This window comes from Streptomyces griseoaurantiacus (genome assembly GCF_036189845.1).
In the GTDB taxonomy this organism is placed as follows: Bacteria; Actinomycetota; Actinomycetes; order Streptomycetales; family Streptomycetaceae; genus Streptomyces; species Streptomyces griseoaurantiacus.
On the sequence record NZ_CP108326.1, the window covers coordinates 7,238,763 to 7,254,119 of the forward strand.

General features: G+C 74.1%; 13 protein-coding genes. 5 read left to right on the forward strand and 8 right to left on the reverse strand.

From position 1 onward, the window contains the following. Positions 1-43 precede the first annotated feature (43 nt). The gene (locus OHB09_RS31780; protein WP_319117707.1) at positions 44-823 is read right to left on the reverse strand and encodes a polysaccharide deacetylase family protein; all 780 of its coding nucleotides are present in this window, start codon (positions 821-823) and stop codon (positions 44-46) included. Positions 824-1,091: 268 nt separating this feature from the next. Here OHB09_RS31780 and OHB09_RS31785 point away from each other — a divergent pair, with 268 nt between their 5' ends. After that, positions 1,092-1,607 (forward strand): DUF6924 domain-containing protein, encoded by a 516-nt coding sequence (locus tag OHB09_RS31785; protein WP_006140166.1) that lies wholly within the window; start codon positions 1,092-1,094, stop codon positions 1,605-1,607. Here OHB09_RS31785 and OHB09_RS31790 read toward each other — a convergent pair. Next, positions 1,595-1,975: an AQJ64_40280 family protein gene (locus OHB09_RS31790; protein WP_310592018.1), complete on the reverse strand. Its 381-nt coding sequence runs from the start codon at positions 1,973-1,975 to the stop codon at positions 1,595-1,597. The genes OHB09_RS31785 and OHB09_RS31790 overlap by 13 nt on opposite strands. 132 nt (positions 1,976-2,107) lie before the next feature. Continuing rightward, entirely contained in the window at positions 2,108-2,644 is a 537-nt protein-coding gene (locus OHB09_RS31795) for a TetR/AcrR family transcriptional regulator (RefSeq protein WP_093594888.1), read from the reverse strand. Positions 2,645-2,834: 190 nt separating this feature from the next. Between OHB09_RS31795 and OHB09_RS31800 the strand changes: the two genes are divergently transcribed. Next, complete coding sequence (locus OHB09_RS31800) at positions 2,835-3,731, forward strand: SDR family oxidoreductase (RefSeq protein WP_176945067.1); 897 nt, start codon at positions 2,835-2,837, stop codon at positions 3,729-3,731. Positions 3,732-3,825: 94 nt separating this feature from the next. Next, a complete protein-coding gene (locus tag OHB09_RS31805; RefSeq protein ID WP_328922927.1) occupies positions 3,826-5,268 on the forward strand; it encodes an MFS transporter in 1,443 nt (480 codons plus the stop codon). Between the two features lie 30 nt (positions 5,269-5,298). Here OHB09_RS31805 and OHB09_RS31810 read toward each other — a convergent pair whose 3' ends face one another. Then, complete coding sequence (locus OHB09_RS31810; protein ID WP_093594897.1) at positions 5,299-6,186, reverse strand: LysR family transcriptional regulator; 888 nt, start codon at positions 6,184-6,186, stop codon at positions 5,299-5,301. A 181-nt stretch (positions 6,187-6,367) separates the two neighbouring features. Here OHB09_RS31810 and OHB09_RS31815 point away from each other — a divergent pair, with 181 nt between their 5' ends. Then, positions 6,368-6,967, forward strand: a complete 600-nt coding sequence (locus OHB09_RS31815; protein ID WP_319351240.1) for a short chain dehydrogenase — start codon at positions 6,368-6,370, stop codon at positions 6,965-6,967. A gap of 25 nt (positions 6,968-6,992) precedes the next feature. Here OHB09_RS31815 and OHB09_RS31820 read toward each other — a convergent pair whose 3' ends face one another. The 3 genes from OHB09_RS31820 to OHB09_RS31830 all read right to left on the reverse strand — a co-directional run bounded on the left by OHB09_RS31820 (position 6,993) and on the right by OHB09_RS31830 (position 11,418). Then, on the reverse strand, positions 6,993-7,694 hold the full coding sequence (locus OHB09_RS31820) for a response regulator transcription factor (RefSeq protein ID WP_040895122.1): 702 nt from the start codon (positions 7,692-7,694) through the stop codon (positions 6,993-6,995). Next, entirely contained in the window at positions 7,691-9,001 is a 1,311-nt protein-coding gene (locus OHB09_RS31825) for a sensor histidine kinase (protein WP_328922928.1), read from the reverse strand. The genes OHB09_RS31820 and OHB09_RS31825 overlap by 4 nt, the downstream gene beginning before the upstream one ends. Before the next feature lie 146 nt (positions 9,002-9,147). After that, complete coding sequence (locus OHB09_RS31830) at positions 9,148-11,418, reverse strand: MMPL family transporter (protein WP_328922929.1); 2,271 nt, start codon at positions 11,416-11,418, stop codon at positions 9,148-9,150. Positions 11,419-11,651: 233 nt separating this feature from the next. On the opposite strand from OHB09_RS31830, the gene OHB09_RS31835 reads away from it, so the two are divergent. Beyond that, the gene (locus OHB09_RS31835; RefSeq protein WP_191891179.1) at positions 11,652-14,297 is read left to right on the forward strand and encodes an alpha-L-rhamnosidase-related protein; all 2,646 of its coding nucleotides are present in this window, start codon (positions 11,652-11,654) and stop codon (positions 14,295-14,297) included. Between the two features lie 50 nt (positions 14,298-14,347). Here the strand turns inward: OHB09_RS31835 and OHB09_RS31840 are convergent, their stop codons facing one another. After that, the gene (locus OHB09_RS31840; RefSeq protein WP_328922930.1) at positions 14,348-15,202 is read right to left on the reverse strand and encodes a class II fructose-bisphosphate aldolase; all 855 of its coding nucleotides are present in this window, start codon (positions 15,200-15,202) and stop codon (positions 14,348-14,350) included. Positions 15,203-15,357: the final 155 nt, after the last annotated feature.

Consider the following 15,357-nt stretch of genomic DNA (forward strand, 5'->3'; position numbering starts at 1 on the left):
GGACCCGCGGGGACGGCCCCGCGGGTCCCGGGAGGGCGGCGGGTCAGCGCACGGGGAAGCCGAAGGTGTAGCCCTGCTCCTTGAGCCAGGGCAGGATCTGGCGCAGCGCCTCGACGGTCTCGGCGCGGTCGCCACCCGCGTCGTGGAAGAGCACGGTGGGGCCGTTCGAGATCTCCTGCTTGACCGTGGCGACGATGGCGGCCGTTCCGGGGTGCTCGAAGTCCTTGGTGTCGACGTTCCAGCCCAGCGGCCGCATCCCCCGGGAGGCGGCCAGAGTGCGGCTGTAGGGGGTGAACGCGCCGCCCGGCGCGCGGTAGTACTGCGGGCGGACGCCGCCGGAGGCCTTGGTGATCATGCGTTCGGCGTCCAGGATCTGCTGCGACTGGTAGGCCTCGGGCTTCTTGTCCATGGCGACGTCGTGGGCCACCGTGTGGTCGCACAGCCGGTGCCCGTCCGCCACCACGGCCTTCACCAGGTCCGGGTGGGCCTCGGCCTGGGAGCCGACCATGCAGAAGGTCGCCTTCACCCCGTTCTCCTCGAGCACCTTCAGCACCTGCGGCGTCCACGTCGGGTCGGGGCCGTCGTCGATGGTGATGTTGACACCGCGGTCACCGCGGTCCGAGGCGTGGGCGATGTCCACCGACACCTTCGCCGGGGCACGGTCGGACGGGGCGGTGGAGTGCGCCGCGGTGTCCCGCGCCTTCTGCCCTTCGGCCGCGCCGGCTCCCGCGGTCCACAGCGCGGTGGCCGTGACCGCCGCCGTCACACCGACCGCCGCCACGAACACCCGGCCGTGCCAACCCCGCCCGCCATGCCTGCTCATGCTCCGCCGCTCCGTCCGTGCTGTTCCGCGTCGTCCCGTTGCACCCCATCAGACAGCAGAAACGGGCCCGGGGATCCCGCTGTTACCGATCAAGGACAATCTGGCGGGGAACCGGGGACAACGCGGACGCCGCCGCTGCGGACGGGGCGTCACCACCGGCGGCGGGAACACCGACCGGCGCTCCCGCCGCCGACGGCGCTGCCCCAACAGCCGCGACACGCAGGGGGGTTGCCTCTACACTCGGTCCTCTTCCGACGCTGGAGGACACATGACCACCGCACCGTTGAGCGGGACCGACTTCTCCCCGCTGCTGCGTACCGACTTCACCGACGACGCGGCCTGGCGGACGCTGCTGGACGACATCGACAAGAGCTGGCTGACCGTCATGGACGATCCGGCCCACGAGGGGTTCTCCCCGGACCGGTTGCTCGCGCTGGTACCGGACGGCTCCTGGTACCCGGTGCTCGTGGTGGCCGACCGGGACACGTTCCGCGGGGAGGAACGCACCCTGCTCCTGGTCGACGTCCGCGAGGAGCCGGGCCGCACGTTCCGCGCGGCCGTCCCCGACGCGTTCGACTCCGCCCTCGGCAATCTGGCCATCGACAACCAGACCTTCGACGACTACCTCGCCTCCGGGTCGCTCGGCGAGGACGGCGTGTACCGCCTCCACGAGCGCCACCGCCAGGCACTCGCCGCGCTGCGGGGCGCGGCGGACCCGCAGGGCGCCCCCGCGTTCGCGTCGGTGCGGGGACGGGTGCCGGGGCCGGGGAATCAGCCCCGCTGACCGCCGCCGGCCGCGAGGGTGTCCCGGACCAGGCGGGGGGCCTTCTCACCCAGCACGATGTGCACGTCCAGGCCCGGCAGGGCGGGCAGCGCCGCCCAGTGGGTGACGGGCTCCTCGCAGGGCGGGCCGCCGTAGGGGTGGCGGACGACGCGGTCGGAGTCGACGAAGCAGTCGAGGTGCTCGGTGCCGTCCTCGGCGAAGTGGCGCCGGGTGAAGTACATCGGCAGCACGATCCAGAAGGCCTCCCCCGAGGCGGGATCGTCCCCCTCCCTTTCCGGCGGGTAGCGCCCGGTCACCGCCGCCGCCACCGGCAGCCCGTCCCGGGGGAGCCGCTCGCGGGCGTCCACCCACTCCACCGTCGCTTCCACAGGCGCTCCGCTCCTCGCTCGGGGTTCGGGACGCCCCATTGTGCGCGGTGCGTGCCCGTGGGGCCAGTGGCGCACGGGGGCGCCGCCCCCCACCGTGGCGGTGACGGCCGGGCGGTGACGGCCCCTCGGTTCTCAGGCGGTGCCCATGATCTCCCCCGCACGGACCTCGTGCAGGTAGGCCTCGGCCCGCTCCCGCGCCACGAGCCGGCCGGGGTCGCGGCCGCTGAGGACCCAGAAGAACGTCGGCCCGATGAGCAGGGCCGTGGCCTGGTCGAGCGGGAGTTTTCCGCGTCCCTCTCCCACCGCTCGGCGCACCACGGCGCGGGCGCTGTCCCCGAGGACGTCCTTGGTCGCCAGGAGTGCCGCGACGGCCGGGTCGCCCTGCGCCTCCCCGATGAGCGCGCGGTAGGCCGCTCCGGCCGGTGAGTGGGCGAGGAAGCGGACCAGCGCCTCCAGGTACGCCGTCAGATCCGCGAGGGGGTCGTCCGTGGGCTCGACGGCCAGTTCGGCGGCGGCGTCGTTGACGCTGGCCTCGAAGAGGACCTCCGCCTTGGTGGACCACCAGCGGTACACCGTCTGGCGGGAGACGCGCGCCCGTTCGGCGATGCCCTTCATCGTCACGCCCGCGTAGCCGACCTCCAGCAGCAGGTCGTCGACGGCGTGCAGCACGGCCGCGCGGGCCTCCTCGCTGCGCGGTCGGCCACCGGCCCCGGGTTCCTTCCTCGCTGCTTCCGTCACCCCGGAATTCTATACATGGACACGGTGTCTCGTATCTGTTAGGTTTCTGGACACGGTGCTCCGTAATTCGGGTGCCGCCATGGTGAACGCCCTCGAAGAGGGCGAGAAGGAGGCCATACCCATGCGTGTATTCGTGACGGGAGCGAGCGGATGGATCGGATCCGCCGTCGTGGACGAACTGATCACCACGGGCCACGAGGTCGTCGGCCTCGCCCGCTCGGAGAAGTCCGCGCGCTCGCTGGAGCGCAAGGGGGTCCGGGTCCTGCGCGGGGACATGGAGGACCTCGACGTGCTGCGCCGCGGGGCGGCCGAGTCGGACGGCGTCATCCACCTGGCCAACAAGCACGACTGGAGCGACCCCGTCGGGTCGGACCGCGCCGAACGGGCCTCGGTGGACGCCCTCGGCGGCGAACTCGCGGGCAGCGACCGCCCCTTGGTGGTCGCCTCGGTACTGTCCGGCTTCCCCGGCGACCGGCCCGTCCTCGAGACGGACCCCTCGCCCGCCGTGGGCCCGGACTCCAACCGGGGCGGCAGCGAGAACCTCGCCCTGGACTACGTGCGGCAGGGCGTGCGCACCGTCGTCAGCCGCTTCGCGCCCAGCGTGCACGGCCAGGGCGACTGGGGTTTCGTCAAGTTCCTGGTGGACGCCGCCCGCAAGCAGGGCTGCTCCGGATACCTCGGTGAGGGCACCACCACCTGGTCGGCGGTGCACCGCCCGGACGCCGCCCGGCTCCTCCGGCTCGGCCTGGAGAGGGCCCCCGCCGGGACCCGGATGCACGTGACCGCCGAGGAGGCCGTCACCACCAGGGAGATCGCCGAGGCCATCGGCCGTCACCTCGGGATACCGGTCGTCCGGGTCGCGCCCGAGGACGCCGGGGCGCACTTCGGCTTCGTCGGCGGCTTCTTCGCCAGGACCATGACCGCCTCCAGCGAACTGACCCGCGCGGCGCTGAACTGGCACCCGACCGGGCCGACCCTGGTCGAGGACATCGAGGCCGGTGCGTATGACCTCGTCTGAGCCGCCGGGGCTCACGTACCGGCCGGCGCCCTCCCGTGGGGCGGCACCACGCGGTGCCGCCCCACGGGGCGGGGCGGGGAACGTGCTGGCCTGCGTGTCCCTCTGCACGGTCCTCGTCGTCGGTTTCGTCGCGGCCGTCAACCTCGCGATCCCCCCGCTCGCCGCCGGGAGCCTGCACCCCTCCCCGACGCAGCTCCTGTGGATCGTCGACAGCTACGTGGTGCTCTTCGCCTGCCTCGTCATCCCCGCCGGCGCCCTCGGTGACCGGGCCGGACGCAAGGGCGTGCTCCAGGCCGGGCTGCTCCTCCTCGCCGTCGGCGCCCTCGTCTCGGCGGCGGCCGGGAACGTGGCGGTGATGCTCGCCGGCCGCGCCCTCGCGGGAACCGGAGCCGCCTGCGTGCTGCCCAACGCGCTCGCCGTGCTCCTGCACGCCACCGAACCGGCCCGCCGCTCCCGGGCGATCGCGGTCTGGGCCGCGATGACGGGACTGGGGGGACTGCTCGGCAACGTGGGCGGCGGCGCCCTCCTCACCGCCGGGTCCTGGCGGCTGCTCTTCGCGGCCGTCGCCCCCCTCGGCGTGCTGTGCGCGGTGTGGGTGGCGGTGGCGGCGCCCCGCGGGCCGCGCGGCCACCGGGACCTGGCCCCACGGGCCGCCGCCCTGCTGACCCTGGCCACGCTCGCCCTGCTGCTCGGCGTCATCCAGGGCCCGGAGCAGGGCTGGGGGAGTGCCGTGGTGCTCGGCGCCTTCGGCTGCTCAGCGGTGCTGTTCGGACTGTGGGCCGTCGGGGAACTGCGCGCGCCGCACCCCCTGCTGGATCCGCGGCTGTTCGCCGTGCCGGCGCTGCGGGCCGCCTGCCTGGGGATGCTGGTCGTCTTCTTCGGGATGTTCGGCTTCTTCTACCTCAACGCCTCCCTGATGCAGTACGGGCGCGGCTTCTCCGTCCTGCGGACCGGCCTCGCCGTCATGCCGATGAGCGCCCCACTGCTGCTCGGCAGCCGCCATGTGCCGGCCCTGGTCGCCCGGTGGGGCGACCGCGTGGTCCTGACGGCCTCGTTCGCCGTCTCGGGCCTGGGACTCCTGGGGCTCGCCGCCGCACTCGACGAGGGCTATCCGCTCTACGCGCTGTGGCTGTTCGTCCTCGGGTGCGGCATCGCCCTGGCGCTGCCGACGCTCACCGCGGCGATCGCGAACGCGCTGCCCCGCGAGCAGGCCGGTGTCGCGGGCGGACTCCAGGCGACCACACGGGAGTTGGGCAGTGCCCTCGGTGTCGCGGTGATCGGCACCGTCCTCACCGCGCGCTTCGTCCACACCCTGCCGGAGCGGGCGCCCGGTGCCGTCCGGCCCGGACATGTGCCCGGTGGCGTCGCCGAGGCCCTTGCGGCCGCGCCGGGGGAGCACGGGGCGGTCGTCGGCGCCTACACGGCGAGCGCGGACACCGCGCTGAAGGTGGCCGCCCTCGTCGTGCTGGGCGCGGGCACGCTGGTGGTCACCGAGATGAGCTGGGCGGCCCGGCGGGCCCGTCGCGCCGCCGGGTGAGGCGCCCGGCCCCGGCGCGGCCGGCGTCCCTCAGGCGCTCACGGTCTCCCGGACCGCCGCCGCGAACTCCTCCGTGAGCGGATGCGTGGGGTGCGCCGGGTGGGCCAGGTAGACGGTGGTGGCGGGGGCGTCGCGCACCGGGACGAAACGGACTCCCGGGTGGCTGAAGCTCTGTGCGGTGCCGGCCGCGCCGAGGCCGAACGCGCCACCGGTGGCGATGAGGTTGAGCCACTGGTCCACATTGCCGACCTCGACCGTCCGGCCCGGGCGGTGCCCCGGGGGCCACAGCTCCGGCGAGGCGGTACCGGTGTCCGGCCACAGGGCGAGGGGCAGCTCGTCCGGCAGCCCCGGGGCGGCGGACGGGGCGGTGAGATCGGTCATGAGCACCGTCTCCCGCTGGGCGAGCGGGTGGTCGTCGGGGAGGGCGGCGACACGGTCCTCCCGGTAGAGGGCCTCGGTGCGCAGCAGCGGGCCGGACGGGCGGGTGCGCAGCACGGCCACGTCGGTCGCGCCGGTGGCCAGCCCCGCCGTGCTGTCGTCCTGCCGGACCACGTCGAGCGGGATGTGCGGATGCGTACGGCGCCAGGTGCGCAACAGGGGCACGGTCCGCCGTCCCAGCACCGCGCAGGTGTAGCCGAGCCGCAGCGGGCGCACGACCGTGCGGGTGTCGGCGAGGGCCGCGTCGAGCCGGGCGAGGATCGCCCGTCCGTGCCCGAGCAGGGTGCTCCCGGCGGGCGTGAGGGCGAGGTGCCGGCTGGAGCGGTCGACGAGCCGGACGCCGACCCGCGACTCCAGCTGGGCCAGCGTGCGGGACAGGGCGGGCTGCGTCATGTGCAGCAGCGTCGCCGCGGCGGTCACGGTGCCCGCCCGGGCCACGGCGTCCAGCGCGCGCAGATGGCGGAGCTCCACATCATCCATGCGCGCCAAGCATAGACCCTGCCCAGACGGCATTTCCCCGACCCGTGCGGGCCTCCGTAGCGTCGCCGATGCCCGGGAGTTGTCCCCGGGAGCGGCCCTTCGGTCGCGGTTCGCGGACCACGCGGTTTTCGGGCCGCGGGTTCCCGAGCGCGAGATTTTCGACCATGAGGAACGGTGGAGCGTGAGGATTCTCCTGATCGGCGCGGGCGGCACACTGGGCGGTGCCGTGCGCCGGACACTGGTGGAGCGCGGGCACGAGGTGATCGGCGTCGGCCGCTCGGGCGGCGACCTGGTCGCCGACGTGACCGACCCCGAGGCGGTCACCCGGCTGTACGCACAGGCGGGCCCGCTGGACGCGGTGGCGGTCGCGGCGGGCGAGGCGGTGTTCCGTCCCCTCGGCGAACTGACACCCGAGGACGCGCTGCGGACCTTCCACGGCAAGGTGCTCGCCCAGATGGACCTGGTCCGCCAGGGCATCCGGCACGTGGCGCCGAACGGCTCCTTCACCCTGGTGAGCGGCATCCTGGCCGAGGAGCCCATACCGGCGAGCGCGGCCGCGGCGGCGGCCAACGGCGCGGTGGAGGCCTATGTCCGCGCCGCGGCGATCGAACTTCCGCCACGGCGGATCAACGTGGTCAGCCCCACGGTCGTCGAGGAGTCCCTGGCGGCCTACGGCCCCCTCTTCCCCGGCGTCGAACCGGCTCCCGTCTCCCGCGTGGCGACGGCCTACGTCCGCTCCGTCGAGGGCGCCGGGACGGGCCGGACGTACCGCGTCCGATGATCCGGCGTGCCCGGTCCGGGCCCGCCTACGGTGTGCCCGGGCCGGGCCCGGGCGCCGGGCGGGTCACCCGTACGAGCCCCGTCTGATAGGCGATGACGACGAGCTGGGCACGGTCCCGGGCGCCCAGCTTCGCCATCGCCCGGTAGATGTGGGTGCGGACGGTCAGCGGGCTGAGGACGAGCGCCTCGGCGATCTCGCTGTTGGACATCCCCTCGGCGGCCATCGCCATGGTCTCGCGTTCACGGGCGGTGAGTTCCGACAGCCGCTTCGGCGAGGCGAGTTGCGCGCCGGGGGAGGGGCTCATCAGGAAGTTCGCGATGAGGGTGCGCGTGGCGGCGGGGGACAGCAGCGCCTCCCCGGAGGCGACCGTGCGCAGGCCGGCGAGCAGGGTGTCGGTCGTGACGTCCTTGCCGAGGAAGCCGCTGGCGCCGGCGTGCAGGGCCCGGGCCACGTACTCCTCGGTCTCGAAGGTGGTCAGGATGAGGACGCGGGTGGCCGACAGGTCCGGGTCGGCGCACAGGACCGACGTGGCGGCGAGCCCGTCCGTGCCCGGCATGCGGATGTCCATCAGGACGATGTCGGGGCGGGTGGCCCGTGCCAGGTCCACCGCCTCCGCGCCGTCGGAGGCCTCGCCGACCACGGTCATGTCCTCGCAGGAGTCGATCAGCATCCGGAACGTGGCCCGGAGCAGGGCCTGATCGTCGGCGAGCAGCACTCTGACGGTCATGCGTCCTCCCCTGTCGCGTCGCCCGCGCCGTGCGGGGCCGCTTCGGGCGCGGCGGGCGGCAGCGGCAGACTCGTCGCCACCTCGAAGCCGCCGCCCGGACGGGGGCCCGCGTGGAACTCGCCGCCCACGGTGCGGGCCCGTTCGCGCATGCCCATGATGCCGAAGCCCCGGCCCGGCGCGCCGGGCGGGACCTTCGCGGCCCCGGGCGGCTCGCCGTTGGTGACGGTGATCAGCAGGCGGGACTCCTCGTAGGCGAGACGCACGTGCGCCGAGTCGGTGGCGGCGTGCTTGGTGGCGTTGGTGAGCGCCTCCTGGACGATGCGGAACGCGGTCAGGTCGACCCCGGAGGTGAGCGGACGCGGCTCGCCCGTCGTGGTGACCGAGACGGTGAGCCCGGCCACCGCGCACGTCGCGACCAGTTCGTCCAGGCGGGCGAGGCCCGGGGAGGGGGCGAGCGTCCCGGCCTCGGGGCCACCGTGGTGACGCAACAGCCCCAGCATGGACTTCAGTTCGCGCAGCGCGGAGGACGTGGTGTCGCTCAGCCCGGTCAGGATCTCCTTGGTACGGGGCGGATCGGTGAGCGCGAAGTGGGCGGCCGTACCGGCCTGGGCGTTGGCCAGGGCCAGGTGGTGGGCGACGACGTCGTGCAGTTCGCGGGCGATGCGCAGGCGCTCCTCGGCGACCCGCAGCCGTGCCTCCTCCTCGCGGGTCCGCTCGGCGTACTCGGCACGGGCCTGCACCGAGGCCAGATAGGCGCGTCGCAGCCGGGTCATGCTGCCGGCGGCGAGCGGCAGCAGCAGCCAGAAGCAGTAGCCGACGGTACGGGGGACGGGGGAGGAGGCGAAGGCGGGGTCGAACACCGCCGAGGTGACCGTCAGCGCCGCCGCCGTGACGAGGCTGTGCAGGCGCGCGGTCCGTGGGCCGGCGTGCGTGCTCAGCCAGTACGTCGCGGCCATGGCGGGGGCCAGCAGCAGTGGGGTCAGCACATACCCCAGCGCGGTGACGACCACGACGCACACCGCGTTCACCGCGGAGACGGTGCGCGGGAGGATCCGGTGCCCGAACAGACTGAGACCCGCGACCCCCATGACGGACAGCACGGTGGCGTTCTGCCCGGGGGAGGTGACGCCGGGCCTGGTGAGACCGCTGCCCGCGACCGCGCAGCCCACGAGCGCCAGTACCAGGAAGGTGTCGACGACGCGCGGATGACGGTCGGCGTACTGCCCGAAGCGGTCGTGGCCGAGCCGGTCGTGGCCGAAACGGTCAGGGCCGAAGGGGCCGGGGGCGTGCACGGGGCTGTCGCTCATGGTTCTCCGGTCGGTGCTGCGTGCTGCGTGCTGCGTGCTGCGTGCTGCGTGCTGTGTGCTGTGTGGTGTGTGTGGTGTGTGTGGTGAGAATCGCGGCGCGCCGTCCGCCGGGGGTGGGCGCCCCCGGCGGACGGCTGGTGAGGGGGTCAGGTGCGGGACACCTCCCGTGGGGCCACCGTCCCCGACGGCGGGGTGTCCGTCCCGGCCGGCCGCCGGTGCAGTGCCTCGCCCTCCACGTCGACGCGGGGCAGCAGCCGGTCCAGCCGGGCCGGCAGCCACCAGGCACGGTGGCCGAGGAGTGCGAGGACGGCGGGCACGAGCGCCATCCGTACCACGAAGGCGTCGAGCAGGACGGCCGAGGCGAGCCCGAACCCGATCATCTTGATCATGGAGTCGTCCTCGCTGACGAACCCGGCGAAGACCGCGACCATGATCAGCGCGGCGGCGGCCACGACCCGCGCACTGTGCCGGAACCCCTCGGTGACCGACTCGCCGGGTGTCCGGCCGTGGACGTATGCCTCGCGCATCCGGGAGACGAGGAAGACCTCGTAGTCCATGGCCAGGCCGAAGACGATCCCCACCAGGAAGATCGGCATCAGGCTCATGATCGGGCCGGTGTGCTCCGCGCCCAGCAGTCCGGCGCCGTGCCCCTGCTGGAAGACGAGGACGACCACGCCCAGCGAGGCCAGCACCGACAGCAGGTAACCGGCGGCCGCCTTCAGCGGGACCAGGAGGGACCGGAACACCAGCAGCAGGAGGATGACCGCGAGGCCCACGACAACGGTCAGATAGGGAACCAGGGCGGACTGCACCTTCCCGGCGATGTCGATGTCGAGGGCGGTGGTGCCGGTGACGGCGAACGTCACCCCGGTCCCCGACACGATCTCCGGCCGTTCCTCGCGGATGGACGTGACCAGGTCCTTGGTCCTTTCGTCGGTCGGCGCCGTGGACGGCACCGCCTGGAAGACGGCCGTGTCGCCCGCCTCGTTGAAGCGCGCGGGGGAGACGGAGACGATTCCCCCGGTGTCGCCGATCCGCCGTGCGACGGTCCTGACGGCATCCTTGGCGTCCTTTGTGCCACGGGCGTCCACGACGATGGTCAGGGGCCCGTTGAAGCCGGGGCCGAACGCCTCGGCGAGGGCATCGTAAGCCCGGCGCTCGGTGGTGGAGACCGGCTTGGCCTCGTCCCCGGGGTTGCCGAGCCGCAGGTCCGTCATCGGCAGCGCGAGGGCCCCGAGGCCCACCACGCCCAGGAGGAGCACGGGCAGCGGACGCCGCAGCACGAACCGCGCCCAGCGGGTGCCCCAGCCCTCCGTGGCGTCCTTCGGCGCGTCGTCCCTGGCGCTCCGTCCGCCGCCCGTGCCGCCCGTGCCGCCCGCGCGGCCCGCCCGGCCCGCGCGGGCCCGCCGGGTGAGGACGGCGTTCGGCCAGAACCCGAGGAGCGCCGGGACCAGGGTGAGGGCGATCAGCACGGCGACGGTGACCGCGCCGGACGCGGCCAGGCCCATCTTGGTGAGCATCGGGATGCCCACCACCGACAGCCCGGCCAGCGCGATGACCACCGTCAGCCCGGCGAACACCACCGCCGAGCCGGCCGTGCCGGCCGCGACAGCGGCCGCCTCCCGTGGCTCGTGGCCCCGGGAGCGCTCCTCGCGGTAGCGGGAGACGACGAACAGGGCGTAGTCGATGCCGACGGCGAGGCCCAGCATCATCGCCAGGATGCTCGTCGTCGCGGACAGGTGCAGGGCGTGGGCCAGCGTCAGGATGGACGCCAGGCTGACCCCGACGCCGATCAGGGCGGTCAGCAGCGGCAGCCCGGCCGCGGCGAGCGAGCCGAAGGTGACGAGCAGGACCAGGGCGGCCACCGCGACACCGGTCGCCTCGGCCGTCCCGCCCGGTCCGCCGCCCTCGTCCAGGGCCTTCCCGCCCACCTCGACGGTCAGCCCCGCCCCCCGGGCGTCCTCGACGGCGCCCTTCAGCCGGTCCCGGGCGGCCGCCGTGAGGTCCTTGGGACCGGCCTCGTAGGTGACCGTCGCATACGCCGTCCGGCCGTCCTGGCTCAGCGCCTTCGCGCGGAACGGGTCGGAGGCGCTCACGGCCTGGGGGCCCTCGGCCAGCGAGGCGACGGCCGCCTCGACCGCCCTCCTGTTCCCGCCGGCGTCGATGCGCTCCCCGTCCGGCGCGACGAACACGACGCGGGCGCTCGCCCCGTCGGCCGCGGTCCCGGGGAACCGCTGTTCCATCAGGTCGAAGGCCTTCTGCGACTCGATGCCGGGCATGGAGAAGCCCTCGTCGGACGCCTTGGGCGCGCTGAGCGCCCCGAATCCGGCGAGGGCGAGCACGGCCGCCCAGACCAGGACGACGTACCAGCGGTGCCGGAAGGCGATCCGGCCCACTCGGTGAAGGAATATGGCCACGGCAGGAGCTCTCCCCATCTGGTGCTGGTGGTCGGCCCAGCCTCCCGGGGCGCACCCCGCCGTGTCGTCGTACGCCTGTCGGCAGTCGCCGCTACTGAATCCGTAGTACGACGGGCCCGGCGCACCCCCTGTACGCCTCGGCCGTTCTGGTATACGTTCGCGTCGCCCGCGTCGTATGAAACGTTTCAAACGCCGTACGTTTCCACCCTGTCCGCTCCGTGAGGTGAGCCGCGATGCCCGAGAACCGCACGCACGACCGAGGACCCCGACGGCGCACGGTCGTCACCGCCGGTGCCCTCACCCTGACCGCCCTCGCCGCGGCCCGCCCCGCACAGGCCGCCACCGCCGCCGGCCCGGAATCCGGGGCCGCCGGCGCCCGTCCCCCCGCCCGCGCGGCCGGCCCCCGCCGCGGCGACTGGCACCGCTACGTCCAGGCCCCCGCCTCCACCACCGTGCGCCCCGTGCGCATCACGGAGTCCACCGGCGACGTGAGCGACCCCGAGGCCCTGCTGCGCCCCGGTGGCGGCAGAACCGTGCTGCGCCGGCCGCAGCCGAAGGCCGCGCCCCGCTGGCCCGAGGGCACCACCGCCGAGGCATCCTCCGCGCACGCCCCGAACAACGGCAACGACGGCAACCACCGCACCTACGACGCGGCCAACGCGATCGACGGCGACCCGGAAACCTTCTGGAACGACGACACCGAGCGGGGCTTCCCCGACGTCCTCACCCTCACCGTGCCGGCCCCGATCGAACTGTCCGGCATCACGGTCGTCTCCAACGCCGACGGCGTGCCCACCGCGTTCACCGTCGAGGCGGGCCGCCAGGGCGGCGGCTGGGAGACCGTCGCCACCGTCGCCGACAACGATGTCGTCCAGTGTGCGGTCCCCTTCTCCCGCACGGTCACCACCGACCGGCTGCGCCTGACCGTCACGGCCGCGCAGGACACCGGCAAGGGCGTCTTCACCCGCGTCAACGAGGTGTGGCCCGAGGCGGTCGAGCCCGCCGCGCCGCCGAGTGTGACCGTCGACTTCGGCAAGGTGGTCGTCGGCCACCCCGACATCCGCTTCACCGGCGCCTCCGCCAACTCCCCGGGTGTGCGGCTCGCGTTCTCCGAGACGCGGGAGTTCCTCACCGACCGCTCCGACTTCACCCGGTCCGACCAGGCCGGCGGCACCGGCCGGGGCACCGACCAGTTCGCCGTCCCCGCCGCCGGCGCCCACTGGAAGGACACCAAGGGATTCCAGCGCGACGGCAAGGTCTTCGCCGACGGGCTGCACGGCTTCCGGTACCTCCGCATCACCCTGGACGCCCTGGCCTCCGACGCCCCCGTGGCCCAGCCGTGGGGCAGGGTCGACATCGACTCCGTCAGCCTCGACTTCACCGCCTACCTCGGCACCCCGAGCACCTACCGCGGCTGGTTCCTGTGCTCCGAGGACGACTTGAATCGTTTCTGGTACGGGGCCTCGTACACCAACGAACTCGTCACCGACACCTTCCGCCGCGACGACGTCGACCCCAGGAACGCCTGGAGCGACACCCTGGAGGGCAAGCTCGTCCTGCACGACGGGGCCAAGCGCGACCGCGACCCGTACGTGGGCGACCTCGCCGTCTCCGCGCGGACCCTGTACCTGACGCACGACGACACCGCGGCGGCGGCCCGCAACGTCCTGGTCGACCTCGCCGACCACCAGCGGTCCGACGGCTGGATCCCCCCGGCCTCCATCAGCGGCTACACCCTCCCGCTCTTCGACTATCCGCTGTGGTGGGTCACCTGCGGCTGGGACTACGTCCTCTACACCGGGGACCGCGCCTACGCCTCCCGCACCTACCCGAACCTGGTGAAGGTGCTGGACACCTGGTACCCGAGCGTCACCGACTCCGCCGGACTGCTCAGCAAGGGACTCAACGACACCGGCGGCTACGGCGACTACGCCTTCCTCGGCCGCACCGGACGGGTCACCTACTACAACGTCCTCTACGTGCAGGCCCTGAACGACGCCGCCAGGCTGGCCGACTGGCTCGGCCACGGCGCCGATGCCGACCGCTGGCGCGAGCGGGCGGACACCGTCGCCGAGGCGGTCAACGCGCACCTGTGGGACGCCTCCGCCGGCGCCTATCTCGACTCCGGGACCGGTGCCGTGCGCCACGCCCAGGACGGCAACGCCCTGGCCGTGGTCGCCGGGGTGGCCGGGGCCGACCGGGCCGCCTCCGCGCTCGCCCACCTCGACGCCACGACACGGCGGCCCTACGGCAACGCGTTCATGGACAACGACACCCTGTTCGCCGACGCCTCCCAGCGGGTGTACGCCTTCACGTCCTACCCGGAGATCGTCGCCCGCTTCCTGAGCGGCCGGGCCGACTCGGCACTGGACCAGATCCGGCGCACCTACGACTGGATGGACCGCCACGACCCCGGCATCACGAACTGGGAGGGCATCGGGCCGGGCGGCTCCCTGTACGAGGGGGCGTACACGAGCATGGCCCACGGCTGGTCCACCGGGGTACTGCCCGCGCTCACCCACCAGTTGCTCGGCGCGTCTCCGCTGTCACCGGGCTACGCGACCTGGGAGGTGCGGCCGCACCCGGGCGACGTGGCGTGGGCACAGGGCGAACTGCCCACGCCGCACGGAGGACTGGGAGTGGAGTGGACGCAGACGGGCGGGGAGTTCTCGCTGACGGTGCGCGTGCCCGCGAGGACCCGGGGGAGCGTGGCGCTTCCGACCGGCGGACGGGACGTGGTCGTGCGCGCCGGAGGGCGCCTCCTGTGGGACGGGAAGCGCGGACACGTCAAGGGGGTCTCCGGCGGGGACGGACGGGTGACCGTGTCGGACGTGGGGCCCGGGAAGCACACGTTCGCGGTGTCGCTCCGGCAGAAGTGACAACGGGGGGCAGGGGGCACGCCCCTGCCCCCCGTCGGGTGCCTCTGCGCTCAGCGGCCCGCGGGCAGCACCGCGAGCAGGGTGACGACCGTCTTCGCCACGGCCTCACGGGCCGGCGTCAGGTACTTCCTCGGGTCGGTGAGCGAGGACTCGGCGTCCAGGACCCCGCGCACCGCGCCCGTGAACGCCACGTTGAGAGCCGTACCGATGTTGACCTTCGCCATGCCGGACTCCACCGCCCGGCGCAGGTCCCCGTCGGGGACCCCCGAGGAGCCGTGGAGCACCAGCGGGACCGGGACGCGTCCGCGCAGCCGGGAGATGAGCGCGTGGTCGAGCGAGGCCGTGCGCTCCGTCATCGCGTGGCTGCTGCCGACGGCGACGGCGAGTGCGTCCACGCCCGTGCGGGCGACGTAGTCGGCCGCCTCGGCGGGGTCGGTCCGCACCCCGGCGGCGTGGGCGCTCGCCGGAGCGTCCGGCTTGCCGCCGACGTAGCCGAGTTCGGCCTCCAGCCACAGGCCGGCCTCGTGCGCCCATCGGGCGGCCTCGGCGGTGGCGGCGATATTGCGGTCGTGGGGGAGCGCGCCCGCGTCGAACATCACCGAGGAGAAGCCGTTGTCCGCGGCCTGCCGCACCAGTTGCATGTCGGTGGCGTGGTCCAGGTGCAGGGCGAGTTCCACCTCGCTCGCCTCGGCCACGGCGGCGGTGGCACGGGCCAGCGGGGCGAGCCGGCCGCCGTGGTAGCGCACGGCGTTCTCGCTGATCTGGAGGATCACCGGCCGTCCGGCCGCCTGCGCGCCGTCCGCGATCGCCTCCGCGTGCTCCAGCGTGATGACGTTGAAGGCGGGGACGCAGCCGTGGGCGGCGGCGGCCCGGGAGACCAGTTCTCCGGTGGGGACCAGGGGCATGTTCGAATCCTCTTGGGCGCGAAGGCGGGGGGCCGGGACGGCCGGTGCGGGCGGGGAGGGGTGGAGGGCGGAGCGGCCGTGCGGCCGAGGGGCCCGGCGGGAGCGGGACGCCTCGGCCGCACGGGACGGGGGTGGGGTGGACGGGGGAGCGGCGG